This window comes from Kribbella sp. NPDC104740 (assembly GCF_055583505.1).
Window position 1 is genome coordinate 452114 of the sequence record NZ_JBVJNV010000006.1, and the last position, 22946, is coordinate 475059.

Below are 22946 nucleotides of genomic sequence, written 5' to 3' on the forward strand. Positions count from 1 at the left end.
CTCACCCGACAGCCGCCTCTCGCGCCGCGTCGGTGCCGTAACACCACCTCGACACCTCTGCGTCACCAACCGGATCTCTTCCGGGCTCCCGTACGTTGTACCGTCGTGCGCACCGGCAGGTGCCGGACGGTGAGGCGAAGGGGACCCGAGTGGAGCGGTTGAAGGCTCTGGCACGGCTGGTGCCGAGGATCGTGGTGGCGGTCGGCGCCGGCGCCCTGCTGGGACTGGCCTTCGAGCCCCACGACCACCCGTGGCTGGCCGTCGTCGCCGTCCCGCTGTTCCTGGCCGCGCTGAACGGCGTCTCGGTCAAGGGCGGCATCCTGGTCGGCGCCGGCTTCGGCATCACCTACTACGCCGTCCTGGTCCCGTGGCTCAGCGTCATCGGCGGCGACGCCGCCATCGCGCTGGCCATCCTCGAAGGCCTCTTCTACGCGGTTTTCGGCGCGCTGGCCAGTCAGGCGCTCAAGCACAAGCTGTGGATGCTGTGGATCCCGTGCCTGTGGGTCGGGACGGAGTTCGCCACCTCGTCGGTGCCGTTCGGCGGGTTCCCGTGGGGCCGGCTCGCGTGGGCGTTCTCGGACTCGCCGCTCGGCAAGCTCGCCGCGCTGGTCGGGATCGCCGGCCTGAGCTTCGTGATCGCGCTGCTCGGTGTCCTCGCGTACGCCGTACTGCGCCGCAAGAGCGCCCTCGGCCTGCGCGTCGTCGCGCTGGTCGCCGGGGTCGCGATCGTCGGGGGCAGCTCGCTGATGTCGCTGTCCACCGAGGGCAACGGCAAGACGATCACCGCGGCGATGGTGCAGGGCAACGTGCCGGGCAAGGGGCTGGAGTTCCTCGGCCGCGCCCGGACCGTCACCAAGAACCACATGAACGCCACGCTCGACCTGCAGCGCCAGGTCGAGGCCGGCACCCAGGTCAAGCCCGACCTGGTGATCTGGCCGGAGAACTCGACCGACATCGACCCGTACAAGGACGCCGAGACCCGCGCCGACATCGAGGCCGCGGTGAAGGCGGTCAACGTTCCGATCCTGGTCGGCGCGGTGACCGAGGGACCGGGCGAGAACGAGCGGCAGACCACCGGCATCGTCTGGGACCCGGCGAGCGGGCCGGGTCAGCGGTACGCGAAGCGGCACCCGGTGCCGTTCGGTGAGTACATCCCGTTCCGCGACCAGCTGCTGCCCTACATCAAGCGCCTCGAGATGGTCGGCCGGCAGACCGCGCCCGGCGTCGGTCCGGGGCTGATGCCGATCAACGGCGTCACCTACGGCGACCTGATCTGCTTCGAGCTCGCCTACGACAACGTCGTGTCCGACCTGGCCAAGGGCGGCGCGCAGGTGCTCGTCGTACAGACCAACAACGCGACGTACGGCGGGACCGGGCAGCCCGAGCAGCAGTTCGCGATCACCCGGATGCGCGCGATCGAGACCGGGCGGACCGTGCTGATCGCCTCCACCTCCGGGATCTCCGGCGTGATCCGGCCGGACGGGACCGTCGAGCACAAGTCGGGCCAGTTCGTCCCGGACGTGTACGTCGCGTCGGTGCCGGTCCGCGACGGCGAGACGCTCGCCACCAAGCTCGGCGGCTGGCCGCAGTGGGGCTTGACCGGCCTGGGGATCATGGGAGCAGTGCTGGCGCTGGCGACGCGCCGGAACCGCCGCCCGGCGGACCCCGGTACGCCGCCGGCCGCGACCCCCAGCGCTGAGAAGGTACCGGTCTGACCGACACGAGAGGTGGGGCTGCTGTGAGCGGCGTAACCGGAAGTCCGACGCGCAAGACCCGAGGGCTGCCGTGGTTCGTCGCGGTGGCGCTGCTGGTGGTGCCGATCGTCGAGATCTACGTGATCATCCAGATCGGCCAGGTGATCGGCGGCTGGCCCACGGTCGCGCTGCTGCTGATCGAGAGCGCGCTCGGGGCCTGGCTGATCAAGCGCGAGGGGCGCCGGGCGTTCGCCGCGCTCCGGACGGCGCTGGAGACCGGGCGGATGCCCGGCAAGGAGCTGGCCGACGCGGCGCTGCTGCTGGTCGGCGGAACGCTGCTGCTGACGCCGGGCTTCGTCACCGACATCTTCGGCTTCTTCTTCGTGCTGCCCTTCACCCGGCCGCTGGCGCGCCGGGTGCTGTCCGGCTTCCTCGGCCGCCGGGTCGTGTCGCAGCTCGGCGGGAACCCGATCACCGGCTTCATGCCGGGGACCTTCCGGCCGCCGTCGGCCGAGCAGTCCGAAGGGCAGCGGATGCGGAACGACGACGTCGTACAAGGCGAGGTCATCGACCCCGACCGGCCGCAGGACAGGTGACCGAGGTCACTTCCCCGGTCTTCGCCCGAACACAGCGAACGGGCCGTTCCGCGACTCTGCGGAACGGCCCGTTCGGGGTTCGGTGCTCAGGCGGTGCGCTTGCCCGTGGTGTTGCGAGCCCGGTGCAGGTGCGCCGGGCCGATCTCACCGTTGCGGAGCAGCTGGACGCGCTCGGCGAGCAGCTCCTCGAGCTCGGAGATGCTCCGGCGCTCGCGCAGCATGTCCCAGTGCGTCCGGGCGGGCTTCTCCTGCTTCGGCTCCGGCTTCTCACCGGTCGAACGGGCGGCCTCGCTGCCGCAGTGCGGGCACTCCCAGATCGCGGGGACCTCGGCGTCGTGCGCCATCGTCACCTCGACCACGTGACCGCGCGGGCAGTCGTAAGTGATCATCTGGCGCGGCGCGAACTCCACACCACGGTCGTCCTCGAAGCTGACCCCACCCAGCCCCGAACCACGCAGAACGCGATTAGACATGTCAAACCTCCGAGATTTCGTCATCCGTGCCAACGGTCGGCCGGCTCGGATCATTCCCATTTTGGCATGCCCGAGGCCAAGGTACGCACCTGACAAGCCCGTCGTGACCCGGTGTCATCACCTGTTCACAGTTGACTGTGTGTCGCGCGCCACAGTCTGAAACGAACAGCCGGATTCACAGCCAGTTGCCAGCTCGCCCGGATTCATTCCTCAGCAAAGCTTCCTAGCGTCTGCGCTCATGGTCCTCCCACGCCACAAACTCGGTGGCCTCAGCCTGCTCAACGTGGCCCTGGTGGCGGTGGTCGTCGCCGTCGCCGTCACGGCGTACCTGCTGTTCTTCCGCGACGAGTCCGAGGCGGCCGGTACGACGCGCCCGAGCGTCGCGGTGGCGCGCGGGGAGGTGGTCGCCAGCGTGTCGTCGAGCGGGACGCTGCAGAGCTCCCAGTCGGCGGCGCCGCAGTTCGCGACGTCGGGGACGGTGACGGCGGTGTACGTGAAGGTCGGCCAGGTGGTCGCCAAGAACGCGGCGCTGGCGAAGATCGATCCGGCGTCGGCGCAGCGGCAGGTGCGGATCGCCGAGCAGAACCGGATCGCGGCGGCGAACTCGGTGGATGCGGCGGAGGAGTCGCTGAGCGACGCGGAGGAGGCTGCGGAGTCGACGGCGACGCCCGCGGTCGGCGTACAGCAAGATCCCGAGATCGCGGTGACGAACGCCAAGGCGAGCCTCGCGCGGGCGAAGGCTGACAAGGAACAGGCCGATCAGAACCTCGAGGCGGCTCAGGCGGCGGTCGACGCGACGACTTTGCGGGCGCCGATCGCGGGGACTGTGACTGCGGTGAACGGGGGAGTGGGGTCGGTGGCCGGTGGATCGAACTCACCGTCGTCAACTGCCGAGGCCTCGACCTCTACCTCAGGCTTCGTCAACCTCGCGGACCTGAGATCTCTTCAAGTAGTCGCCGCCTTCCCTGAGGCCGACGCTGTAAAAATCAAGGCCAAGCAGGCAGCCAGCGTCACCCTCAACGCCGACCCCGGCACAACCCTCTCGGCAACGCTTCTGTCGGTCTCACCGACCCCGACGACGACCAACGGCGTCGTCGCGTACTCCGCGACCTTCAGCCTCACCAAGCTCCCCGCCGGCGCCCGCGTCGGGCAGACCGCGAACGTCACCGTGCAGACCGCGAAGGCCTCCAACGCCCTCTACGTCCCGAGCACCGCCGTCGTCACTTCCGGCGGCACCCACACGGTCACCCTCGCCGACGGATCCACCCGCGAGGTCCAGATCGGCGTCCAGGGCGGCAGCTTCACCGAGATCAAGTCGGGCCTCGACGAGGGCGAGCAGGTCGAGCTCCTCCAGGGAGCCATCGGCGGCACGACCGCCGGCCAGGGCCGGGCCGGCCAGTTCCAAGGCGGTCAGGGCGGCCAGCTCCCCGGCGGCTTCGGCGGCGGCCAGGGCGGGGGCGCCAACCGTGGCCGCTGACGCCCAGCACTTGCTGCGCGACACCCCCGCACCTGCGCCCGCCTCGGCGCTGATCGAGCTCCGGGGTGTGACCAAGACCTACGGCAGCGGTGAGACCGCCGTACATGCTCTTCGTGGGGTTTCCCTGCAGGTTCACGCCGGTGACTACGTCGCGGTGATGGGCTCGTCCGGCTCCGGCAAGTCGACCCTGATGAACATCCTCGGCTGTCTCGACGTCCCTAGCCGTGGCGAGTACTGGCTGGACGGGACCGACGTCGCCCGTCTGACCGAGGACCAGCAGGCCCTCGTGCGCGGCCGCAAGATCGGGTTCGTCTTCCAGTCCTTCAACCTGATCCCGCGGACCAGCGCCCTCGCGAACGTCGAGCTGCCGCTCACCTACGCTCACCTCCGCCGCTCGGAGCGCCGTCAGCGGGCCCGCCGCGCGCTCGAGCTCGTCGGCCTCACCGACCGCGCGGACCACCGCCCGAACCAGCTCTCCGGCGGTCAGCAGCAACGCGTGGCGATCGCCCGAGCTCTGGCCACCGGCCCCCGCATCCTGCTCGCCGACGAGCCGACCGGAAACCTCGACGCGCAGTCCACGGACGAGGTGCTCGACCTGTTCGACGCGTTGAACGCCGAAGGCCGCACGGTGGTGGTGATCACTCACGAGGATGAAGTAGCTCGCCGAGCTCGCCGGTTGATTCAAGTGTCTGACGGAAAGATCGTTGCTGACAAGGTGACTGGCTGATGTCTCCTGGAGATCTCTTCGGGGCCGCCCTCCGTGGGCTCGGGGCCAACAAGTTGCGCTCCTTGCTCACCGTCCTCGGCGTCTCGATCGGGGTCGGCGCGGTGATCGTGCTGGTTGCGGTGGGCAACGGGTCGGGGAAGGCCGTGCAGGAGCGGCTGGAGGCGATGGGCACCAACCTGCTCACCGTCTCGTCCTCGGGCGGCGGCGGTGGTTTCCAGCGCGGCCAGGCCGGCCCGTCCGCGCAGCAGTACGCCCTGACCACCGACGACGCCGCGGCCCTCGCCGACGATCGCCTCGCGCCCGACATCGCAACCGTCGCCCCCGTGATGACCAGCTCCGGTACGGCGACCAACGGCGACACGAGCTACACCGTCAACCAGGTGATCGGCACCACCCCCGGCTACCTGCCCGCGACCAACACCCCGGTCGGCACCGGCCGCGCCTTCACCCAGCAGGACGTCGACCAGGCAGCCCGCGTGATCCTCCTCGGCCAAACGGCCGCCAGCGAGCTCTTCACCCGCCCGGCCACCGCCATCGGCCAGACCGTCAAGCTCGGCGCCGTCGACTTCACCGTCCTCGGCGTCCTCGCGAGCAAGGACAGCACCGGCTTCGCCGACCCGAACGCGGCGGTCGTCGTACCGATCTCGACGCTGCGTGCGACCCAGGCCGGGTACGGCGCGCTCAACCAGATCGTCGTCCAGGCCACGAGCAAGGACCGCGTCGACGTCGCCCAGGCCGAGGTCACCCAGTTGCTCGCGGCCCGGCACCAGGTCCCGGCGAACCAGACAGCGGGCCAAACAGGGCCTTTCCGGATCACCAACTCGGCGCAGATCCTGCAGACCAGCCAGGACACCGCCGCGACCTTCACCGCGCTGCTCGCGACGGTCGCGGCGATCAGCCTCGTGGTCGGCGGGATCGGCGTCACCAACATCATGCTCGTCACGGTCACCGAGCGGACCCGCGAGATCGGGATCCGCAAGGCGCTCGGCGCGCGCCGGCGGGCGATCCTCGGGCAGTTCCTGATCGAGGCGACGCTGCTCAGCCTGATCGGCGGCGCCGTCGGCGTCGCGGCGGCGCTGGTCGTCAGCCGATTCGAGCTGGCCGGCGTCCGGCCGGTGCTGGTGCCGTCGTCGATCGCGCTGGCCTTCGGCGTCTCCGCGGCCGTCGGGCTGTTCTTCGGCAGCATGCCGGCCCACCGGGCGGCCGGGCTGCGTCCCATCGATGCACTGCGACACGAGTGAGAGGTTCAGGCATGTCCAACCAGAGTCCCGACGAGTTCGCCCAGATCGGGTCCGACCAGGAGGTCGAGGCGGCGCTCCGGCCGAAGAAGACGCTGAAGTTGCCGGCGGCAACTGCTGTGCTGAGCGGGGTGGTGGTGCTGGCGATCGGGCTGGCGGGCGGCGCCGGGCTGCACGCGGCGTTCGCGTCGGACGGTACGTCGGCGCAGGCGGGGCGCGGGGCGGGGTACGGCGGCTTCCGTGGTCAGGGCGGGCAGCCCGGCCAGGATGGTGCCGGTCAGGGCGGCACTGGTCAGGGCGGGGCCGGCCAGGGTGGTGCCGGGCAACGCGGCGGCGGGCAGTTCGGCCAGGGCCGCGCGGCGATCGGCACGGTGGTGTCGGCGGCCGACGGGAAGCTCGTGGTGAAGACGCAGAGCGGTGACGTGACCGTGAAGCTGACCGGCGATACGGCGTACGAGATCAGCAGCAAGGGGTCGGTGAGTGATCTGAAGGCCGGTCAGCAGGTCGTGGTGAGCGGCGAGACGGCCGACGGGACGTTGACCGCGCGGACCGTCCGGCAAGGGGAGCTACCGCCCAACCGTTGACGGGCTTCTTTGGAAAGCGCTATCTTGCGACGAAATGAGGCGCAGAAAGTACAAATTCGCCTCTTCGTCGACAGGAGAAGACGGCATGCGCAGTTCCAGGAGACTCGTCGCGGCGGTGCTGGCGGCCACCTTCACGGTGGCCGCGTGCGGTTCGTCCGGCGCCGGTGAGGTGGCCCAGGACTCGTCGGCACCGCTGGAGCTGTGGGTCAGGACCACGCCCGGCGGTGACGGCGAGAAGGGGATGAAGAAGCTCGCGGCCGCGTTCGAGGCGGCGAGCGGGCAGAAGGTCCAGGTCACCGCGATCTTCGACGATTTCGAGACCAAGCTGTCCCAGCGCGCGGCGCAGAAGGACCTGCCGGATCTGGTGCTGAACGACTCGGCGCAGCTCGGCACGATGGTCAGCCAGGGCATCGTCCGCGAGGTCGACCTCGCGGCGGTCAAGGGCAGCGACCAGTTGCTCGAGGCGGCGCTCGCCGCCGGGCGCGCGACCGACGGCAAGACGTACGGCGTTCCGTACTCCGCGCAGGCGAGCGCGCTGCTGATCCGCAAGGACTGGCGCGCGAAGACCGGGCTGCCGGTGCCGACCACGTGGGCGGAGTTGGTGACGCTGGCCAAGGCGTTCACCACGCAGGACCCCGACGGGAACGGCAAGGCCGACACCGCCGGGCTCGCCGTACCGGGGTCGACGAAGCGTGGGTACGCGTCGTGGTACTTCTCGAACTTCCTCTGGGCCGGTGGCGGTGACTTCGTCGCGGCGCAGCCGGACGGCAAGTACAAGGCCGCGATGAGCACGCCGGAGTCGGTGGCCGCGACGACGTGGTTCCGGGACCTGGCCTGTACGGCGAAGGTGGTGCAGCCGGGCGCCGCGACGATGGACACGCCGCCGACGAACGAGACGTTCGAGGCGGGGCGCGCCGGGATGTACGTCGTCGGGCCGTACCTGCTGCCGCGCTTCGACTCGGCGCTCGGCAAGGACAAGTACGAGGTCGTGCCGGTGCCGGCCGGGCCGAAGGACGCGACGGTGCTCGCCGAGGGCGGCAGCGTGTATCTGATGGCGGGGTCGCCGAACCGCGCCGGGCAGGACGCCTTCGCGGCGTACGCGATCTCGGCCGAGGGCCAGAAGCTCGGGATGGCCGGCGAGAAGGCGTTCATCGTGCAGCTCCCGGTGAACCAGAGCGTCGACATCAGCAGCGTCCGGCCCGACCCGCGCTGGAAGGTGTACGCCGAGGCGTACAAGTCGCACGCGCGGTACGCGCCGTCGATCCCGAACTGGACGGCGGTTCGCCAGGCGTCGGCCGACACCATCAACGCGTTGATCGCCGACTGCAGCCTGAACGTCGGTGACGAGCTGAAGAAGCTCGACAGCAAGCTCACGGACGCGCTCAACCAGCAGGGGATCGGCGCCTGATGACCGCGATCGAAGTACTGGGGGTCGCTCGCGCGAAAGTGCGAGTGCGAAGACTCGGACAGTGGTGGGTGCCGTGGGCCTTCCTGGCTCCTGCTCTCGTGCTGTTCCTGTACTTCAAGTTCATCCCGATGGCGCGGGCCGTCACGATGTCGGTGCAGGACGTGAAGCCCTATCTCGGGAACACCTGGGTGGGGGCGGCGAACTACGGCGAGGTGCTCGGGTCGGAGGGGTTCCGGGCGGCGGCGTGGAACACCGTGGTGCTGGCGGTGGGGCAGACGTTCGGTTCGATGCTGCTCGGGTTCGGGCTGGCGCTGCTGGTCGAGGGGCAGACCCGGAAGCTGAGCTTCGTCCGGTCGGCGGCGTTCCTGCCGGTCGTGGTGCCGCTCGCCGTCGTCGCCGAGCTGTGGCGGATCATGTACCACCCGACCGCCGACGGGCTGATGAACCAGGTGATCGGGCTGGTCGGGCTCGGGCCGTCGGGGTTCATCAACCACCCGGACAGCTCGCTCGCGTCGATCGTCGTGACCGGGATCTGGCGCGGGGCGCCGTACGACATGATGATCTTCCTCGCCGGGCTGGCCGGGATCGACCGCGGCTTGTACGAGGCCGCGACCGTCGACGGTGCGTCCACGCGGCAGCGGATCCTGCACGTCACGCTGCCGGGGCTCCGGCCGGTGTTCGCGATCCTGTTCGTGCTCGCCGCGGTGCGTGGGTTCCGCAGCTTCACCGAGGTCTTCCTGCTCACCAACGGCGGGCCGAACGGCTCCACCGAGGTCGTGATGACGCTGATCTACAAGCTCGGCCTCGAGCAGAACCGGCTCGGCGTCGGCTCGGCCGGTGCGGTGCTGCTGTTCGCCGCGACCCTCGTCCTGACCGTCTGCGTCCAGCTGCTGCGTCGAAGGAGAGCCGCATGAGCGCCGCCACCGAGACCGCGCTCGGTCTCACCGAACGCACCGGCCCGGTCGCCAAACTGATCAAGGCCGTCGTCTACCTCGGCCTGTTCGTGGTCTTCGCCGGCCCGCTGCTCGCGCTGCTCGTGAGCTCGTTCAACCACGTCTCCGACCCGACCCAGCTGAGCGTGATCCCGCGCAGCCCGACGCTGGACAACTTCCGGATCGCCTTCGACCACGGCGTACTGCGGTACCTGCTGAACTCGTTCTTCGTGGTCGGCTTCGGGCTGCTGCTCCAGGTCGCGGTCTCGGTGCTGGCCGGGTACGCGCTGGCCCGCAAGGTGTTCCCGGCGATGACGCTGGTGATGGTCGCGATCCTGGCCACGATGATGCTGCCCGAGGAGATCCTCGCGCTGCCGCTCACGCTCGTGCTCGGCGATCTCCCGCTGCTGCACGTGAACCTGATGGGCACCCTCGCGGGGATGATCGTGCCGCTCGGCGCCTGGGCGTTCTCCATCCTGGTGATGACCGAGTTCATGAAGGACGTGCCGCGCGAGCTGGAGGAGGCGGCCCGGATCGACGGCGCCGGTGAGCTGCGGATCTTCGCCCAGATCATCCTGCCGCTGTGCAAGCCGGCGCTCGGCGTGATCGGGGTGTTCGGGTTCACGATGATCTGGGACCAGTACCTGCTCCCGTTGCTGGTAGCAACGGACTCGTCGGCCTACACGTTGCCGCTGGCCCTCAGAACGTTGCGGATCGACCCGGTCGTCACCCCGGGCGTCGTCCTGGCCGCGTCGCTGCTGGCCCTGCTGCCGTCGGTGCTGGTCTTCCTGTTCTTCCAACGGTCGTTCGCGCGGGGTCTGACCTCGGGCGCCCTGAAGGGATGAGTGGTATGGAGTGGTTCCGGCACGACCGGTTCGGGATGTTCGTGCACTGGGGGCTGTACTCGCTGGCCGCCCGGCACGAGTGGGTGAAGAACCGGGAACGGATGACCGACGAGCAGTACCAGCGGTACTTCGACCGGTTCGACCCCGATCTGTACGACCCGCGCGCGTGGGCCCGCTCGGCGAAGGCGGCCGGGATGCGGTACGTCGTCCTGACGACGAAGCACCACGACGGGTTCTGCCTGTGGGACAGCGCGCTGACTGACTACAAGGTCACCGGTACGCCGTACGGGCGGGATCTCGTCGGGCCGTTCGTGGCCGCGTGCCGGGAGGCGGGGCTGAAGGTCGGGTTCTACCACTCGCTGATCGACTGGCATCACCCCGAGTTTCCGATCGACGGGCTGCATCCGCAGCGCGACGACGAGGAGGCGCGAAAGCGGCCTCGGGACATGAGTGTGTACCGGGAGTACCTGCACGGGCAGGTGCGGGAGCTGCTGACCGGGTTCGGGACGATCGACTACTTGTTCTTCGACTTCTCGTACGCGGGGAGGGCGGAGGGGAAGGGCGCCGAGGACTGGGCTGCGGCTGAGCTGCTCGCGATGGTTCGCGAGTTGCAGCCGGAGATCCTGGTCAACGACCGGACCGGGCTCCCCGGTGACTTCGTGACCCCCGAGCAGTACCAGCCGTCCGGGCCGCTGCCGGTTGCGTGGGAGGCGTGCCAGACGCTCAACGGGAGCTGGGGGTACGACCGGGACAACGCCGACTACAAGTCGCCGGAGCTGCTGGTCCGGATGCTGATCGACGGTGTGTCCAAAGACGGCAACCTGTTGCTCAACGTCGGGCCGACCGGTCGCGGGCTGATCGATCCCGAGGCCGAGACCCGGCTGGCGGCGATCGGTGAGTGGATGCGGCTGCACGAGCGGTCGATCCGCGGTTGCGGTGCTTCGGAGTACCAGGCGCCGGCCGACTGCCGGTACACGCAGAACGGCGATCGGCTCTACGTGCATCTGTTCAGCTGGCCGTTCAAGCACGTCCACCTCCCCGGGCTCGCAGGCAAGGTCCGCTACGCCCAGCTGCTGTCGGACGGCTCCGAGGTGCAGCTCGTCGATCACGACGCGGACCGCGAGGCCGAGAACACCCGCCCCGGTGCTCAGCCGCCCGGCACGCTCACGCTCGAACTCCCCGTCCGCCGCCCCGAGGTCGCGGTCCCCGTCATCGAACTGTTCCTGTGAACAGGAGGACCCATGAAACGACGAACGTTCCTCACCGCCACCGGTGTGACAGCAGCTGGTCTCGCCATGCCTTCTGAAGCTGTGGCCGCGCGAAGACCACCTGTTCGTTCACTGGAGGAACTCCAGCGAGCGATCAACCAAGCAGTGGCCGGGAGCACCATCACGCTTGCCAACGGCACCTACGACGTCACCACCCCGATCGCGATCACCGGGAAGCGGGGGAGCCGGCGTCGCCCGATCACCATCCGCGCCGAATCCGTCGGTGGCGTCGTGCTGACCGGCGAGCAGAGCTTCGTGCTGACCGGTTCGTCCGACCTCACGATCAGCGGGTTCGTCTTCAAGCAGCGAACGACCCTCGACCTGCCGCCGGACTGCCGGCGGATCCGGTTGAGCCACAACGAGTTCCAGCTCGCCGACCTCGAGGGTCTGCACTGGGTGATGGTCCGGGCCGACCACTCGACGCTGGTCCGGAACGTCTGGCACGGCAAGTCCACGCTCGGCATCTACCTCGGCATCGAGGGCGCGGGGACCAGCGCGATGGCCCAGGGCGTGTACGTCGCCCGCAACCACTTCCGCGACCACACCTTCCCCGGCGACAACGGCGGCGAGCCGATCCGGCTCGGCGTCAGCCCGCGAGCGCTGTCCCGGGCCGGTGCGGTGATCGAGCTGAACCTGTTCGAGCGGGTGAACGGGGATCCGGAGGCGATCTCGGTGAAGTCGTCGGGGAACGTGATCCGGCGCAACACGATCCGGGACAGCATCGGGGGGATCGTGCTGCGGCACGGCAACGACAACCGGGTCGAGGGCAACTACCTGCTCGCCGGTGGCAACGGGATCCGGATCTACGGCAACGATCATCTTGTCGCCAACAACTACCTGGAGGGGATCGAGGGTGCCGGGGTGGTGCTCGGGAGCGGGTCGGTGCGGGACCACTTCGCGGGGGAGTCCGCGGAGTCCCGCCGGGGGAACGACGCGCCCGATCGAGTGCGGATCGGCCTAAACACCGTTCTCGACTGCGGAGACGGGATCGTCGGCGAGAGCCACCGGACCCTCCCGCCGCTGGATTGCGCGATCACGGACAATCTCCTCGTGGGCGACACAGGACAGCTGATCGACATGCCGTACCCGGACGGGATCGACTTCGCGGGCAACCTCACCTGGGGAGCCGCCGCCGACGGCAACGTGCCCGGCACGCGCAAGGACCCGCTGCTCGCGCCCGGGCCGGACGGCGTACGGCGGCTGACCGAGCACAGCCCGGCGCGGGACGCGTCGACGCGCTGGTACCCGGGCGTCGAGTGCGACCTCGACGGCGACCAGCGGCACGGCCGCGTCGACGTCGGCGCCGACGAGTACTCGCGGCACCGGCCGGTCTGGGGCCCGCTGACCGCGGCCGAGGTCGGGCCGTACAGCGCATGAACACGACGATCACTCAGCAGGACGAACTGATTCGGACCCACTTGGATCGTCTGCGCCTCGACCTCGTGGTCGCCGCCCGGATCACCAAGGTGCACCGCGAGTGGGCGCGCCCGCTGCAGCCCGACCCGTTCTCGCGGCTCTACCTGATCCTCGAGGGCGAGGGCCGGCTCGTCGTCGGCGACGAGGTCCTCGACCCGAAGCCCGGCGACCTGTGCTACCTGCCCGCCGAAGTCCCGGTCTCGTACGAGGCGATCAGCGACAACACGTATCGCAAGCACTGGCTGCACTTCTCCGCGCTGATCGGCGACAAGGACATCGGCGAGGTGCTCAGCCTGCCGTACGTCGTACGCAGCAAGTCGCCCGAAGAAGCGGGCGCGCTGTTCGAGCAGGTCGGCGCCGCCGACCGGGATCCGCCCGGTCTCGCGACTCCGCTTCGGCTGCGCTCGGCACTGACCGCGCTGTTCGCGCACTACCTGGACAGTGCGCCGCCCGGGACCGTCCAGCTCTCGCCGCAGCAGACGAGCGAGTCGGACGTCGTCCAGTACATCCAGGCCAACCTCGGCAGCCCGCTGACCGTGGAGAGCCTGGCTGCCCGGTTCGGGCAGGACCAGCCGAGCTTCATCCGGTACTTCCGGGCGGAGTTCGGGTTGTCACCCAAGCAGTACCTCAAGCGGGCCCGGATCGAGTGGGCGCAGCGCGAGCTGGCGTCCACCGCGCGCCCGATGGAGGAGATCGCCGCGGCCGTCGGCATGGACCAGTCGTACTTCTCGAAGGTCTTCCGCCAGGTCAGCTCGGTCACCCCGAGCGAGTACCGAAGGCTGTACCGCCCCCACAGCTAGGAGTTCTACTCATGGATCGTCGTACCTTCTTGGCCGGCGGCGTCGCCGCCCTCGTACTCTCCAGAACCGGAACGGCCTTCGCGGGCACCACCGCGACCGTCACCTCGCTCGCCCAGCTCCAGCAGGCGATCAACAGCGCCACCGCCGGCGCGCGGATCGTGCTCAAGAACGGCTCGTACGCCGTGCCGTCCGGCTCGCCGATCACGATCAGCGGCCGGCACGGCACCAGCGCCTCGCCGATCACGATCACCGCCGAGACCCGCGGCGGCGTCACGCTGACCGGGCCGCACAGCTTCGTGGTGTCGAACTCGTCCGACATCGTGATCAGCGGGTTCGTCTTCAAGCAGAGCTCGACGCTCGACCTGCCCGCGAACTCACCGGGGATCCGGCTGACTCGCAACGACTTCAACCTGGCCGCGGCCGCCGAGCACTGGGTCGTCGTCCGCGGTGACGGCGCGAAGGTCGACCGCAACGTCTTCCACGACAAGTCCACCAAGGGCTGTTACCTGGTCGTCGACGGCCCGTCCGGTACGGCGATGGCGCAGGGCACGCACATCCTGCGCAACCACTTCCGCGACCACAGCTTCAGCGGCGACAACGGCGGCGAGCCGATCCGGCTCGGTGTCAGCAGCCGGGCGCTCGGCGACGCCGGGGCGACGGTCGAGTACAACCTGTTCGAGCGCGTGAACGGCGACCCGGAGGGGATCTCGGTGAAGGCGTCCGGGAACACGATCCGGTACAACACGATCCGGGACAGCGTGGGCGGGATCGTGCTGCGGCACGGCAACGACAACCGGGTCGAGGGCAACCATGTGCTGGCCGGAGGCAACGGGATCCGGGTCTACGGCAACGATCATCTGATCGTCAACAACTACTTGGACGGGATCGACGGTGCGGGGATCGTGCTTGGGAGTGGGTCGGTGCGGGACCACTTCAGCGGCGAGTCGTCGGACTCGCGCAAGGGCAACGACGCGCCGGACCGGGTGACGATCGTGCTGAACACGCTGCGGAACAACGGGCAGGGGATCGTCGGCGAGAGCCAGCGGACACTGCCGCCGCTGGCGTGCCGCGTCGCCGACAACCTGGTCGTCGGCGACGGGGACGCGCTGGTGGAGATGCCGTACCAGCAGGGGATCACCTGGAAGAACAACGTGCTGTGGGGGAGCGCGGCGAACGGGAACATCCCGGCCGGTGGGTTCACGCGGGCCGATCCGAAGCTGACCGCCGGCTCCGACGGCATTCACAGGCTCGGCTCGGGGAGCGCGGCGATCAATGCGGCGAGTGAGTCGAGCAGAGTGACGGACGACGTCGACGGACAGACGAGAACAGCACCATTCGATGTAGGTGCCGACGAGTATTCGACTGCCCAGCCGGTACGCCGTCCGCTGACCGCCGCTGACGTCGGACCGGGAGCTGCTTAGACCAGCGTCGGCTGGGTGTTGCCGGCTTCCGTGATCCCGCGGCGCATGTCGACGCGGCTGAGCAGCACCAGCCCGATCAGGAAGAACAGCCCGAGCGCCACGATGGCCGGCCGGTAGGAGCCGGTCACCTGGTGGACCAGGCCGAAGACGAGGGTGCCGAGCCACGAGGTGCCCCGCTCTCCGGCCTGGTACAGGCTGAAGTACTCGGCCTCGCGGCCCTTCGGGATCAGCTGGCTGAACGCCGACCGGGACAGCGCCTGCGTCCCGCCGAGCACGATGCCGATCGCCACGCCCATCGCCAGGAACGGCACGATCTGCTTCTCCGGCAGCGTGAACCCGGCGATCACGATCACCATCCAGACCACCAGCCCGCCCATGATCGTGCGGTGCGACCCGTACTTCCGCGCGAACCGCCCGAACCCGATCGCCCCGAAGAACGCGACGAACTGGACCAGCAGGATGGTCATGATCAGCACCTGGGTCTCGAACCCGAGTTGCTTCTCGCCGTACGTCGAGGAGACCGAGATGACGGTCTGGATCCCGTCGTTGAAGAACAGGTACGCGACCAGGAACAGCAGCGTCATCGGGTACGCGCGCAGGTGCTGCAGCGTCGCGCCGAGCTGGCCGAAGCTCTGCCGGACCAGCGACCCGCTGCGCACCTGCACGACGGCGACCGGCGGCCGGTTCCGCAGCTTGACGAACGGTATGAACGTGAACAGCCCCCACCACAGCCCGGCGCTGAGCAGACTCAGCCGGACCGCGGTGCCCTGACTCATCCCGAGCGCGTCGTGCGCGGTGACCACGCCGAGGTTGATCGCGAGCAGGATGAACCCGCCGAGGTACCCGAAGGCCCAGGCCCGCGAGGACACGTCGTCGCGGGCGTCCGGTGGCGCGATGTCGATCAGGATGGAGTCGTAGACCACCATCGACGAGCCCAGACACAGGTTGCCGACGAACAGCAGGAACGCGCCGAGCTGCCAGTTCCCGCCGCTGACGAAGACCATCGAGCTCGCGGCGATCGCGCCGGTCCAGGCGAAGCCGCACATCAGCAGCTTCTTGCGCGGCGACCGGTCCGCGATCGCGCCGACGATCGGCAGGAACAGGGCCGAGAACAGCGTCGCGACCGTGACGACGTAGAAGGCCAGCGAGCCCGGCGAGATGCCGAGGCCGAGCACCTCCAGGTTGGTGCGGCACGGGTTGTCCGTCGTACCGGCGGCACCGCAGGCGGCGGTCTCGGCGACCGAGGTCAGGTACGGCGCGAACAGCACCGTGCCGGTGGTCGTCACGTAGCCCGAGTTGGCCCAGTCGTAGAGGCTGAAGCCCCAGTACTCACGCTTGTCGACGGCCGCCGGGGCCGACAGGAATCCCATGCGCAGGAGTGTGTCAGGTCAAGGCGTCGTTCGCAGGACCTGCCGGTAACACTTCAGCGCCACTCGCCCCGTTCGACCAGTACGTCGCGCAGCAGGTCGGTGCGGTCGGTGATGATCCCGTCGACGCCGGCGTCGAGCAGCCGGTGCATGTCCGCCGGGTCGTCGACCGTCCAGACGTGCACCTGCTTGCCGAGGGCATGCGCCCGCCGGAGCAGCCCGGGCGTCAGCACGCGGATCCGGCCGTACACCTCGGGGATCTGCAGGCACGCGCCCGGCGACGACAGCCGGAACGGCGCGAACCGGAGCCGGGCGATCTCGTTCTGGCCGAACCCGGTCGCCAGCCGCGGCCCGAGCTCGCGCCGGATCCGCTGCACCCGGGCCTGCGAGAACGACGACACGCAGACCCGGTCGATGGCGCCCGCGTCCCGCAGCACGGCGGCCGCCGGGCCGACGCCGTTGTCGGCCTTGATGTCGAGGTTGAGCCGGATGTCGGGGAACTCCTCGAGCACGTCGGTGAGCAGCGGGATCGGCTCGTGCCCGTTGATCCGCGCCTTGCCGACCTCCGACCAGGGCAGCTCCGCGATCAGGCCGGTCCGGTCGGTGACCCGGTCCAGCCGGTGGTCGTGGAAGGCGACGACGACACCGTCGCTGGTCGCGTGCAGGTCGGTCTCGACGTACCGGTAACCGAGCGCCACCGCCTGCGCGAAGGCGCGCAGGGAGTTCTCGTAGCCGACGTTGTCCGGGTGCAACGCACCGCCGCGGTGGGCCATCGCGATCGGCCCCTCGTGGTCGAGGTAGGGGTACACGGGCCAGATTATGTACCGTGGTGACGGTGACGGATCTCAGCCCCCGCCCCGACCTGTGGTCCCTCGACCCCGAGGTCCTGCACCTGAACCACGGCTCCTACGGTGCGGTCCCGCGCCGGACCCAGGAGCTGCTGGCCAGGCTGCGGACCGAGACCGAGGCCAACACGATGCTCTGGTTCCGCTCGGTCGCCGACCGGCTGACCACGAGCCGCCTGGAGCTCGCCGCGTTCCTCGGCACCGACCCGGCCGGCTTCGCGCTGGTCCCGAACGCCAGCGCCGGCGTCACCGCCGCACTGGCCGCGATCCCGATCCCGCCCGGCAGCCGGATCGTCCTGACCGACCACATCTACGGCGCCGTCCGGTACGCCGCCGAGCGGATCGCCCGGGCCCGCCAGGCCGAGGTGGTGATCGTCCACGTGCCGCTGGAGGCCGACGACGACACGATCGTCGCGGCCGTCGGCGCCGCGCTGGACGAGCGGACCGCGGCGCTGATCGTCGACCAGATCAGCTCGGGCACCGCGATGGTGTTCCCGATCCGGCGGCTCGCCGAGGCGTGCGGGGACATCCCGCTGATCGTCGACGGCGCGCACGCTCCGGCGCTGATCGACGAGCCGGCCGAGGACGGCGCCGACTTCTGGACCGGCAACTTCCACAAGTGGCCGGCCACGCCCCGCGGTACCGCGGGCCTGGTCGTCGCCGAGAAGTGGCGGGCGGCGACGATGCCGCTGATCGTTTCCTGGTCGGAGTACGAAGAACGCCTGCCGGAACGCTTCGACATGCAGGGCACCTACGACTACGCGACCTGGATCGCGGCGCCGGAGTCGCTGCGGGTGCTGGCCGAGCTCGACTGGCCGGTCCGGCGTCCGCAGCTGACCACGCTGGTCGAGGAGGGCGCGCAGATCCTGGCCAAGGCGCTCGGCTCCGACCTGCCCGACGTCGCCCACCCGGCGGCGACGATGCGGCTGGTCGGGATCCCGTTCGACGTCACCCGGTCGCCGAACGCGGCCGAGGAGTTCAAGATCAAGGTGTCGCGCGAGCTGAAGGCCGAGATCACGCTGACCGGGTTCGACGACCGGGTCTTCGTGCGGCTGTCGGCGCACGCCTACAACAGCCTGCGCGACTACGAGCTGCTGGCCTCGCGGCTGCCGACGTTGCTCTGAATCTCGCTGAACGAGCGCTCCCCGTGCACCGCCAGCTCGGCCAGGACCGCGGCCGGGTCACCGGCCTCGACCAGGTCGAGCAGCTTGCGGTGCCGGGCGACGTGCTCGTGCAGGTCCTCGTAGAAGTGCTCCCGGGCGTACAGGTTGCGGGCCATGCAGAGCAGCAACTGCTGCTGCACCGACGCGTACGCCTCCTCGAGCCGGCGGTGACCGGCCAGCGCGACGAGTGAGGAGTGGAAGCGGTAGCCCGCTTGGACGAGGCTGCCGCGGTCTTCGGCGGACGCGCAGCGTTCCATCTCCAGGAGCGCGTCCTGCGCGACCTTCAGCCGCTCGGGGACCTGCACCGGTACGCCGAGCTCGACCGCCAGCCGCTCCAGGGCTGAGCGCAGGGTGAGGATCTCGAAGACGTCCTGATCGGTCAGGGTCGCGACCGTCGAACCGCGCCGCGGCTTGGTGACGATCAGGCCTTCCTGCTCCAGCACGCGCAGCGCCTCACGCAGGGGAGGGCGGCTGATCCCGAGCTGCTCGGTCAGTCGCTCCTCGATCAGCCGCTCGCCCTCGGCCAGCTCCCCGGCCAGGATCATCCGCCGGATCGCGTTGGCGGCGAGCTGGACCAGGCTGGGCGATTCGAGTTGGTGCTCTGTCATGGGCGTCATTGTTCCCCGAAGTCTTGTGGGCGTCGACTATCTATTGTAGACAATAGTTCATAGACGGATGCCGGGACGAACTGGAGGCGCGTTCGTGGCCCAAGACATCAACCGAGAACACCCGATCGGCTTCGTGGGACTGGGCAATCTGGGCCGGCCGATGGCGGAGTCCTTGCGGCGGGCGGGATGGTCGCTGAAGGTGTACGACCAGGATTCCGCGCGTGCTGCCGATCTGGACGCGGAACTGGCCGATGGACCCGCTGACTTGAGTGAGTGTGCGGCGGTCGCACTGGCTGTTCCTGACGACGAGGCGGTCACCGAGATCCTGACCGAACTGATCCCGCTGCTGGCCGCGGGATCGGTCGTGCTGATCCACAGCACGATTCTCCCGGCGACGGCTAAGCAGCTGGCGCTGCAGGCGGAGGCCCGCGGCGTCGGGCTGCTCGACGTACCGGTCAGCGGGGGAGCGGAGAGAGCGCTGTCTGGTTCTCTCACGGTGATGGCCGGCGGCCGCGCCGAGGTGCTCGACCAAGCCCGCCCGGTCCTCGAGTCCGTTGCCGACAGCATCCTTCACGTCGGGCCCGCGGGCGCGGGCGCGGCGGTGAAGCTCGCGAACCAGCTGATGATGTTCGCGGCGCTCGCCGGCGTGCAGGAAGGCCTCGCACTGGCCGGTGCGTACGGCGTACCGGAGCAGGCTGTGCTCGACGCGGTGTCCACGAGCACCGGCGACTCCTGGATCACCCGGAACTGGGGCTTCTTCGACCGGGTCGCCGCCGCGTACGACGCGGCGGGAACGCCGGTGCGGAACCGGCCGTGGAGCAAGGACCTCTGGGACATCGTCGCGGCAGCGCGCGAGTCCGACGTACAGGTGCCGGTGGCCGGTCTGCTCGCGCAGCACCTGGCCGACGAGGTCGAGGCCCACGCGCGGAAGAGCGACCGATGAAGAACACGCGGACCGGCCGCGAAGGGCTGACGGCGTACCTGTTCCTGAGCCCGTGGCTGGTCGGCATCGTGCTGCTCACGCTGGGGCCGATGCTGTACTCGGCGTACCTGGCGTTCACCAGCTACGACCTGCTCAGCGCGCCGCGCTGGATCGGCCTCGACAACTTCCAGCGGATGTTCACCGCCGACCCGCGCTACCTGTCGTCGGTGAAGGTCACGCTGATCTACGTCGTCGTCTCGGTGCCGCTGCTGCTGATCGTCTCGATGGTCCTGGCGCTGCTGCTCAACAAGGGCATCAAGTTCCTGTCGGGCTACCGGGCGCTGTTCTACCTGCCGTCGCTGATGGGCGCGAGCGTCGCGATCGCGGTGCTCTGGCGGCAGATGTTCGGCAGCACCGGGCTGGTGAACCAGGTGCTCAGCCTGTTCGGCATCACCCACGGCAGCTGGGTCGGCAGTCCCGGTACGGCGTTGTGGACGATCGTGACGCTGAACCTCTGGGCGTTCGGCGCGACGATGATCATCTTCCTGGCCGGGCTGCGGCAGGTCCCGGCCGAGCTGCACGAAGCGGCCGCGGTCGACGGTGCCGGGCCGGTCCGCCGGTTCTTCAGCGTCACGCTGCCGCTGATGACACCGCTGATCTTCTTCAACCTGCTGCTCGACACGATCCACGCGTTCCAGGTCTTCACCGGCGCGTTCGTGGTCAGCCGGGGCTCTGGTGGGCCGGCCGACTCCACGCTGTTCTACACGCTGTACCTGTACCAGCAGGGCTTCGCGGAGCTGAAGATGGGCTACGCGTCGGCGATGGCGTGGGTGCTGGTCGTCGTCCTGGGGCTGTTCACCGGGTTCCTGTTCCTGACCGCCAAGCGGTGGGTGTACTACGGGGACGAGCGATGACCGCCGTGTCGGTCGGCGCCCGGCCGTTCTTCGGCCGGCGCACGACGCGGAACCCGCTGGTGATCGGGCTGCTCCGGCACGCGCTGCTGATCGGCGTCCTGATCGTGATGCTGTACCCGGTGGTCTGGATGGTCGCGGCGTCGTTCCGGCCGTCGGCCGAGGTGATGAACAGCCTCGGGCTGTTCTCGAAGAACTACACGCTGGACAACTACAAGCACGGCTGGAGCGCCGGGCAGCTCGACTTCTCCCGGTACTTCCTGAACTCGGTCGCGATCACCGGGCTGTCGATCGCGGGCAACCTGTTCTCCTGCTCGCTGACGGCGTACGCGTTCGCGCGGCTGGACTTCCCGTTGAAGCGGACCCTGTTCGGGGTGCTGCTGGCAACGATGTTGTTGCCCTACCACGTTACTTTGGTGCCGCAGTACATCCTGTTCAACGAGCTGGCCTGGATGAACACCTACCTGCCGCTGGTGGTGCCCAAGTGGCTCGGCGTCGAGGCGTTCTTCATCTTCCTGATGGTCCAGTTCATCCGGACGCTGCCGCGCGAGCTCGACGACGCGGCCCGGATCGACGGCTGCGGGCACTGGCGCACGTTCAGCCGGATCATCCTGCCGCTGGCGTTGCCGGCGCTCGGCACCACCGCGCTGTTCACCTTCATCAACAGCTGGAACGACTTCCTCGGCCCGCTGCTCTACCTGAACCGGCCCGAGCTGTGGACGGTCTCGCTCGGACTCAACTCGTTCCTGGACGTCACCGGCGAATCGGCGTACGGCTCGCTGTTCGCGATGTCCACGCTCGCCCTGGCCCCGATCGTCGGCTTCTTCCTGGGGGCGCAAAAGCTGCTGATCGAGGGCGTCGCCACCACCGGCCTCAAGTGACTGGAGATCTGCGATGAGAAGACTGAGTACGGCGGCGCTGGCCTCGGCCGCCCTGATGGTGGTTGCGGGCTGCAACGGTACGTCGGTCGGTGACACCGGCGGCGGCGCGAGCGGCGGCCAGGACGGCAAGGGCGAGGTGACCGGCAGCCTGCAGCTGACCTTCTGGGGCGGCGCCAGCCGGGCGGCGAAGACGAACGCGGTCGCGGACATGTTCGTCAAGGCGCACCCCGGCGTCAGCATCGACCGGCAGAACGCCGACTTCGGGAACTACTTCAACAAGCTGAACATCCAGGCCTCCAGCAAGACGCTGCCCTGCGTGATGCAGCTGCAGGGCCGGCAGCTCAACGACTACACCAAGCGCAAGGTGCTGCTGCCGCTCGACCCGATGATCGAGTCCGGCGCGATCAAGGTCGACGACATCCCGAAGGAGGTCATCGACACCGGACGCGGGCCGGACGGGAAGCTCTACTTCCTGCCGTACGGCGCGGCGTACGACGCGGTCGGCGTCAACGAGACGCTCGCGCAGCAGGCCGGGATCGGGCTGCCCAAGGAGGGGTACGACTGGCAGCAGTACACCGACTGGATCGCGTCGGCCAAGGGCAAGCTGCCCGAGGGCGTGTTCGCGTCGGGCTCGCGCGGCGGCGTACCGAACTACTTCATCGCCTACCAGCTGGCCAACGGCAAGCAGCTGTTCACCGACGACGGCAAGCTCGGCTTCACCAAGGAGTCGCTGGTCGAGTACTGGACCATGTGGGAGAAGCTGCGCAAGGACGGCGTCACGATGGGCGCGGACGCGCAGGCCGACGAGCCGGAGGGCGCCGAGCAGAACTTCATCGCGCAGGGGCGCGTGATGACCGACAGCATGCCGGGCAACGCGCTGACGCCGGCGTCGGCGACGCTCGCGGGCAAGGCCGGCGGGCAGAAGCTGAACACGCTGCCGATGCCGTCCGGTCCGAGCGGGTCGGGCAACGCGATCTTCACCTCCGGGTTCGCGATTCCGACGAACTGCGACAACGTGCCGACGGCGGCGGCGTTCATCGACTTCTTCACCAACGACCTCGAGGCCGGCAAGTCGTTCAAGTCGGACAACGGTGCGGCGACGAACCAGAAGGTGCTGCAGGCACAGATCGACGATCCGGCGCTGCCGGCGCTGAAGAAGCACGAGCTGGAGCTGTACGCGCAGATCGTGGCCAAGAAGCCGCCGACGATCCTGTACCCGCCGGGGTACCAGGCGACGTTCGAGAAGGCCTACACGCGGGCGTACGAGGAGATCGCGTTCGGGAAGAAGACCGTGCAGCAGGCGGCCGACTCGTTCTTCACCGAGGCGAACGCCGGACTGGGCGGCTGATGAGCTTCGCTGCGGGGGACGC

Annotated in this window: 22 protein-coding genes; 18 read left to right on the top strand and 4 right to left on the bottom strand. The window is 69.3% G+C overall.

The window, feature by feature from the left end:
- Positions 1 to 149: 149 nt before the first annotated feature.
- Complete coding sequence (gene lnt / locus ACZ6Z4_RS30135) at positions 150 to 1715, top strand: apolipoprotein N-acyltransferase (protein WP_465571594.1); 1566 nt, start codon at positions 150 to 152, stop codon at positions 1713 to 1715.
- A 23-nt stretch (positions 1716 to 1738) separates the two neighbouring features.
- A complete protein-coding gene (locus ACZ6Z4_RS30140) occupies positions 1739 to 2290 on the top strand; it encodes an FxsA family protein (RefSeq protein WP_465571599.1) in 552 nt (183 codons plus the stop codon).
- Between the two features lie 86 nt (positions 2291 to 2376).
- On the opposite strand, the gene ACZ6Z4_RS30145 is transcribed toward ACZ6Z4_RS30140, so the two are convergent.
- Positions 2377 to 2763: an RNA polymerase-binding protein RbpA gene (locus ACZ6Z4_RS30145; protein ID WP_344172121.1), complete on the bottom strand. Its 387-nt coding sequence runs from the start codon at positions 2761 to 2763 to the stop codon at positions 2377 to 2379.
- A gap of 238 nt (positions 2764 to 3001) precedes the next feature.
- Between ACZ6Z4_RS30145 and ACZ6Z4_RS30150 the strand changes: the two genes are divergently transcribed.
- From ACZ6Z4_RS30150 to ACZ6Z4_RS30200, 11 genes are all read left to right on the top strand, one after another.
- Positions 3002 to 4240: an efflux RND transporter periplasmic adaptor subunit gene (locus ACZ6Z4_RS30150; RefSeq protein WP_465571605.1), complete on the top strand. Its 1239-nt coding sequence runs from the start codon at positions 3002 to 3004 to the stop codon at positions 4238 to 4240.
- Entirely contained in the window at positions 4230 to 4967 is a 738-nt protein-coding gene (locus tag ACZ6Z4_RS30155) for an ABC transporter ATP-binding protein (RefSeq protein WP_465571608.1), read from the top strand. The genes ACZ6Z4_RS30150 and ACZ6Z4_RS30155 overlap by 11 nt, the downstream gene beginning before the upstream one ends.
- The gene (locus ACZ6Z4_RS30160) at positions 4967 to 6208 is read left to right on the top strand and encodes an ABC transporter permease (RefSeq protein WP_465571613.1); all 1242 of its coding nucleotides are present in this window, start codon (positions 4967 to 4969) and stop codon (positions 6206 to 6208) included. Before ACZ6Z4_RS30155 ends, ACZ6Z4_RS30160 begins: the two co-directional genes overlap by 1 nt.
- A gap of 11 nt (positions 6209 to 6219) precedes the next feature.
- Positions 6220 to 6789, top strand: a complete 570-nt coding sequence (locus ACZ6Z4_RS30165) for a DUF5666 domain-containing protein (protein WP_465571618.1) — start codon at positions 6220 to 6222, stop codon at positions 6787 to 6789.
- A gap of 85 nt (positions 6790 to 6874) precedes the next feature.
- On the top strand, positions 6875 to 8197 hold the full coding sequence (locus ACZ6Z4_RS30170; RefSeq protein ID WP_465571622.1) for a sugar ABC transporter substrate-binding protein: 1323 nt from the start codon (positions 6875 to 6877) through the stop codon (positions 8195 to 8197).
- Entirely contained in the window at positions 8197 to 9111 is a 915-nt protein-coding gene (locus tag ACZ6Z4_RS30175) for a carbohydrate ABC transporter permease (RefSeq protein ID WP_465571626.1), read from the top strand. Before ACZ6Z4_RS30170 ends, ACZ6Z4_RS30175 begins: the two co-directional genes overlap by 1 nt.
- Positions 9108 to 9974, top strand: coding sequence for a carbohydrate ABC transporter permease (locus ACZ6Z4_RS30180; RefSeq protein WP_465571630.1), 867 nt, complete (start codon positions 9108 to 9110; stop codon positions 9972 to 9974). The genes ACZ6Z4_RS30175 and ACZ6Z4_RS30180 overlap by 4 nt, the downstream gene beginning before the upstream one ends.
- A 5-nt stretch (positions 9975 to 9979) precedes the next feature.
- Positions 9980 to 11203 carry an alpha-L-fucosidase gene (locus ACZ6Z4_RS30185; RefSeq protein WP_465571633.1) on the top strand — a complete coding sequence of 408 codons (1224 nt, stop codon included), beginning with the start codon at positions 9980 to 9982 and terminating at the stop codon, positions 11201 to 11203.
- Positions 11204 to 11215: 12 nt separating this feature from the next.
- Positions 11216 to 12619, top strand: a complete 1404-nt coding sequence (locus ACZ6Z4_RS30190; RefSeq protein ID WP_465571636.1) for a polysaccharide lyase 6 family protein — start codon at positions 11216 to 11218, stop codon at positions 12617 to 12619.
- Positions 12616 to 13458, top strand: a complete 843-nt coding sequence (locus tag ACZ6Z4_RS30195) for an AraC family transcriptional regulator (protein ID WP_465571639.1) — start codon at positions 12616 to 12618, stop codon at positions 13456 to 13458. The genes ACZ6Z4_RS30190 and ACZ6Z4_RS30195 overlap by 4 nt, the downstream gene beginning before the upstream one ends.
- An 11-nt stretch (positions 13459 to 13469) precedes the next feature.
- Positions 13470 to 14879, top strand: coding sequence for a polysaccharide lyase 6 family protein (locus tag ACZ6Z4_RS30200; protein ID WP_465571644.1), 1410 nt, complete (start codon positions 13470 to 13472; stop codon positions 14877 to 14879).
- Here the strand turns inward: ACZ6Z4_RS30200 and ACZ6Z4_RS30205 are convergent.
- Entirely contained in the window at positions 14876 to 16249 is a 1374-nt protein-coding gene (locus ACZ6Z4_RS30205) for an MFS transporter (protein WP_465571648.1), read from the bottom strand. The two genes, ACZ6Z4_RS30200 and ACZ6Z4_RS30205, sit on opposite strands and share 4 nt — an antisense overlap.
- 53 nt (positions 16250 to 16302) lie before the next feature.
- Positions 16303 to 17055: a glycerophosphodiester phosphodiesterase gene (locus tag ACZ6Z4_RS30210; protein ID WP_465571655.1), complete on the bottom strand. Its 753-nt coding sequence runs from the start codon at positions 17053 to 17055 to the stop codon at positions 16303 to 16305.
- A 26-nt stretch (positions 17056 to 17081) separates the two neighbouring features.
- Here ACZ6Z4_RS30210 and ACZ6Z4_RS30215 point away from each other — a divergent pair, with 26 nt between their 5' ends.
- Entirely contained in the window at positions 17082 to 18215 is a 1134-nt protein-coding gene (locus ACZ6Z4_RS30215; RefSeq protein WP_465571658.1) for an aminotransferase class V-fold PLP-dependent enzyme, read from the top strand.
- Here the strand turns inward: ACZ6Z4_RS30215 and ACZ6Z4_RS30220 are convergent.
- Positions 18176 to 18862 (bottom strand): GntR family transcriptional regulator, encoded by a 687-nt coding sequence (locus tag ACZ6Z4_RS30220; RefSeq protein ID WP_465571661.1) that lies wholly within the window; start codon positions 18860 to 18862, stop codon positions 18176 to 18178. The two genes, ACZ6Z4_RS30215 and ACZ6Z4_RS30220, sit on opposite strands and share 40 nt — an antisense overlap.
- 94 nt (positions 18863 to 18956) lie before the next feature.
- On the opposite strand from ACZ6Z4_RS30220, the gene ACZ6Z4_RS30225 reads away from it, so the two are divergent.
- Genes ACZ6Z4_RS30225 through ACZ6Z4_RS30240 form a run of 4 tightly spaced genes read left to right on the top strand, consistent with a single transcriptional unit; the run spans position 18957 to position 22924 of the window.
- Positions 18957 to 19805 (top strand): NAD(P)-dependent oxidoreductase, encoded by an 849-nt coding sequence (locus tag ACZ6Z4_RS30225; RefSeq protein ID WP_465571664.1) that lies wholly within the window; start codon positions 18957 to 18959, stop codon positions 19803 to 19805.
- Positions 19802 to 20698, top strand: a complete 897-nt coding sequence (locus tag ACZ6Z4_RS30230) for a carbohydrate ABC transporter permease (protein WP_465571669.1) — start codon at positions 19802 to 19804, stop codon at positions 20696 to 20698. The genes ACZ6Z4_RS30225 and ACZ6Z4_RS30230 overlap by 4 nt, the downstream gene beginning before the upstream one ends.
- Complete coding sequence (locus ACZ6Z4_RS30235; protein WP_363677487.1) at positions 20695 to 21576, top strand: carbohydrate ABC transporter permease; 882 nt, start codon at positions 20695 to 20697, stop codon at positions 21574 to 21576. The genes ACZ6Z4_RS30230 and ACZ6Z4_RS30235 overlap by 4 nt, the downstream gene beginning before the upstream one ends.
- Positions 21577 to 21589: 13 nt before the next feature.
- A complete protein-coding gene (locus ACZ6Z4_RS30240) occupies positions 21590 to 22924 on the top strand; it encodes an ABC transporter substrate-binding protein (protein ID WP_465571673.1) in 1335 nt (444 codons plus the stop codon).
- The last annotated feature ends 22 nt before the right edge of the window (positions 22925 to 22946 follow it).

What these genes read in the sequence shown, in the direction of transcription:
- ACZ6Z4_RS30145 (WP_344172121.1), bottom strand. Translation starts at nt 2,763, where the DNA reads ATGTCTAATCGCGTTCTGCGTGGTTCGGGGCTGGGTGGGGTCAGCTTC.
- ACZ6Z4_RS30150 (WP_465571605.1), top strand. Translation starts at nt 3,002, where the DNA reads ATGGTCCTCCCACGCCACAAACTCGGTGGCCTCAGCCTGCTCAACGTG.
- ACZ6Z4_RS30160 (WP_465571613.1), top strand. Translation starts at nt 4,967, where the DNA reads ATGTCTCCTGGAGATCTCTTCGGGGCCGCCCTCCGTGGGCTCGGGGCC.
- ACZ6Z4_RS30165 (WP_465571618.1), top strand. Translation starts at nt 6,220, where the DNA reads ATGTCCAACCAGAGTCCCGACGAGTTCGCCCAGATCGGGTCCGACCAG.
- ACZ6Z4_RS30170 (WP_465571622.1), top strand. Translation starts at nt 6,875, where the DNA reads ATGCGCAGTTCCAGGAGACTCGTCGCGGCGGTGCTGGCGGCCACCTTC.
- ACZ6Z4_RS30175 (WP_465571626.1), top strand. Translation starts at nt 8,197, where the DNA reads ATGACCGCGATCGAAGTACTGGGGGTCGCTCGCGCGAAAGTGCGAGTG.
- ACZ6Z4_RS30180 (WP_465571630.1), top strand. Translation starts at nt 9,108, where the DNA reads ATGAGCGCCGCCACCGAGACCGCGCTCGGTCTCACCGAACGCACCGGC.
- ACZ6Z4_RS30185 (WP_465571633.1), top strand. Translation starts at nt 9,980, where the DNA reads ATGGAGTGGTTCCGGCACGACCGGTTCGGGATGTTCGTGCACTGGGGG.
- ACZ6Z4_RS30190 (WP_465571636.1), top strand. Translation starts at nt 11,216, where the DNA reads ATGAAACGACGAACGTTCCTCACCGCCACCGGTGTGACAGCAGCTGGT.
- ACZ6Z4_RS30195 (WP_465571639.1), top strand. Translation starts at nt 12,616, where the DNA reads ATGAACACGACGATCACTCAGCAGGACGAACTGATTCGGACCCACTTG.
- ACZ6Z4_RS30200 (WP_465571644.1), top strand. Translation starts at nt 13,470, where the DNA reads ATGGATCGTCGTACCTTCTTGGCCGGCGGCGTCGCCGCCCTCGTACTC.
- ACZ6Z4_RS30205 (WP_465571648.1), bottom strand. Translation starts at nt 16,249, where the DNA reads ATGGGATTCCTGTCGGCCCCGGCGGCCGTCGACAAGCGTGAGTACTGG.
- ACZ6Z4_RS30220 (WP_465571661.1), bottom strand. Translation starts at nt 18,862, where the DNA reads ATGACAGAGCACCAACTCGAATCGCCCAGCCTGGTCCAGCTCGCCGCC.
- ACZ6Z4_RS30230 (WP_465571669.1), top strand. Translation starts at nt 19,802, where the DNA reads ATGAAGAACACGCGGACCGGCCGCGAAGGGCTGACGGCGTACCTGTTC.
- ACZ6Z4_RS30235 (WP_363677487.1), top strand. Translation starts at nt 20,695, where the DNA reads ATGACCGCCGTGTCGGTCGGCGCCCGGCCGTTCTTCGGCCGGCGCACG.
- ACZ6Z4_RS30240 (WP_465571673.1), top strand. Translation starts at nt 21,590, where the DNA reads ATGAGAAGACTGAGTACGGCGGCGCTGGCCTCGGCCGCCCTGATGGTG.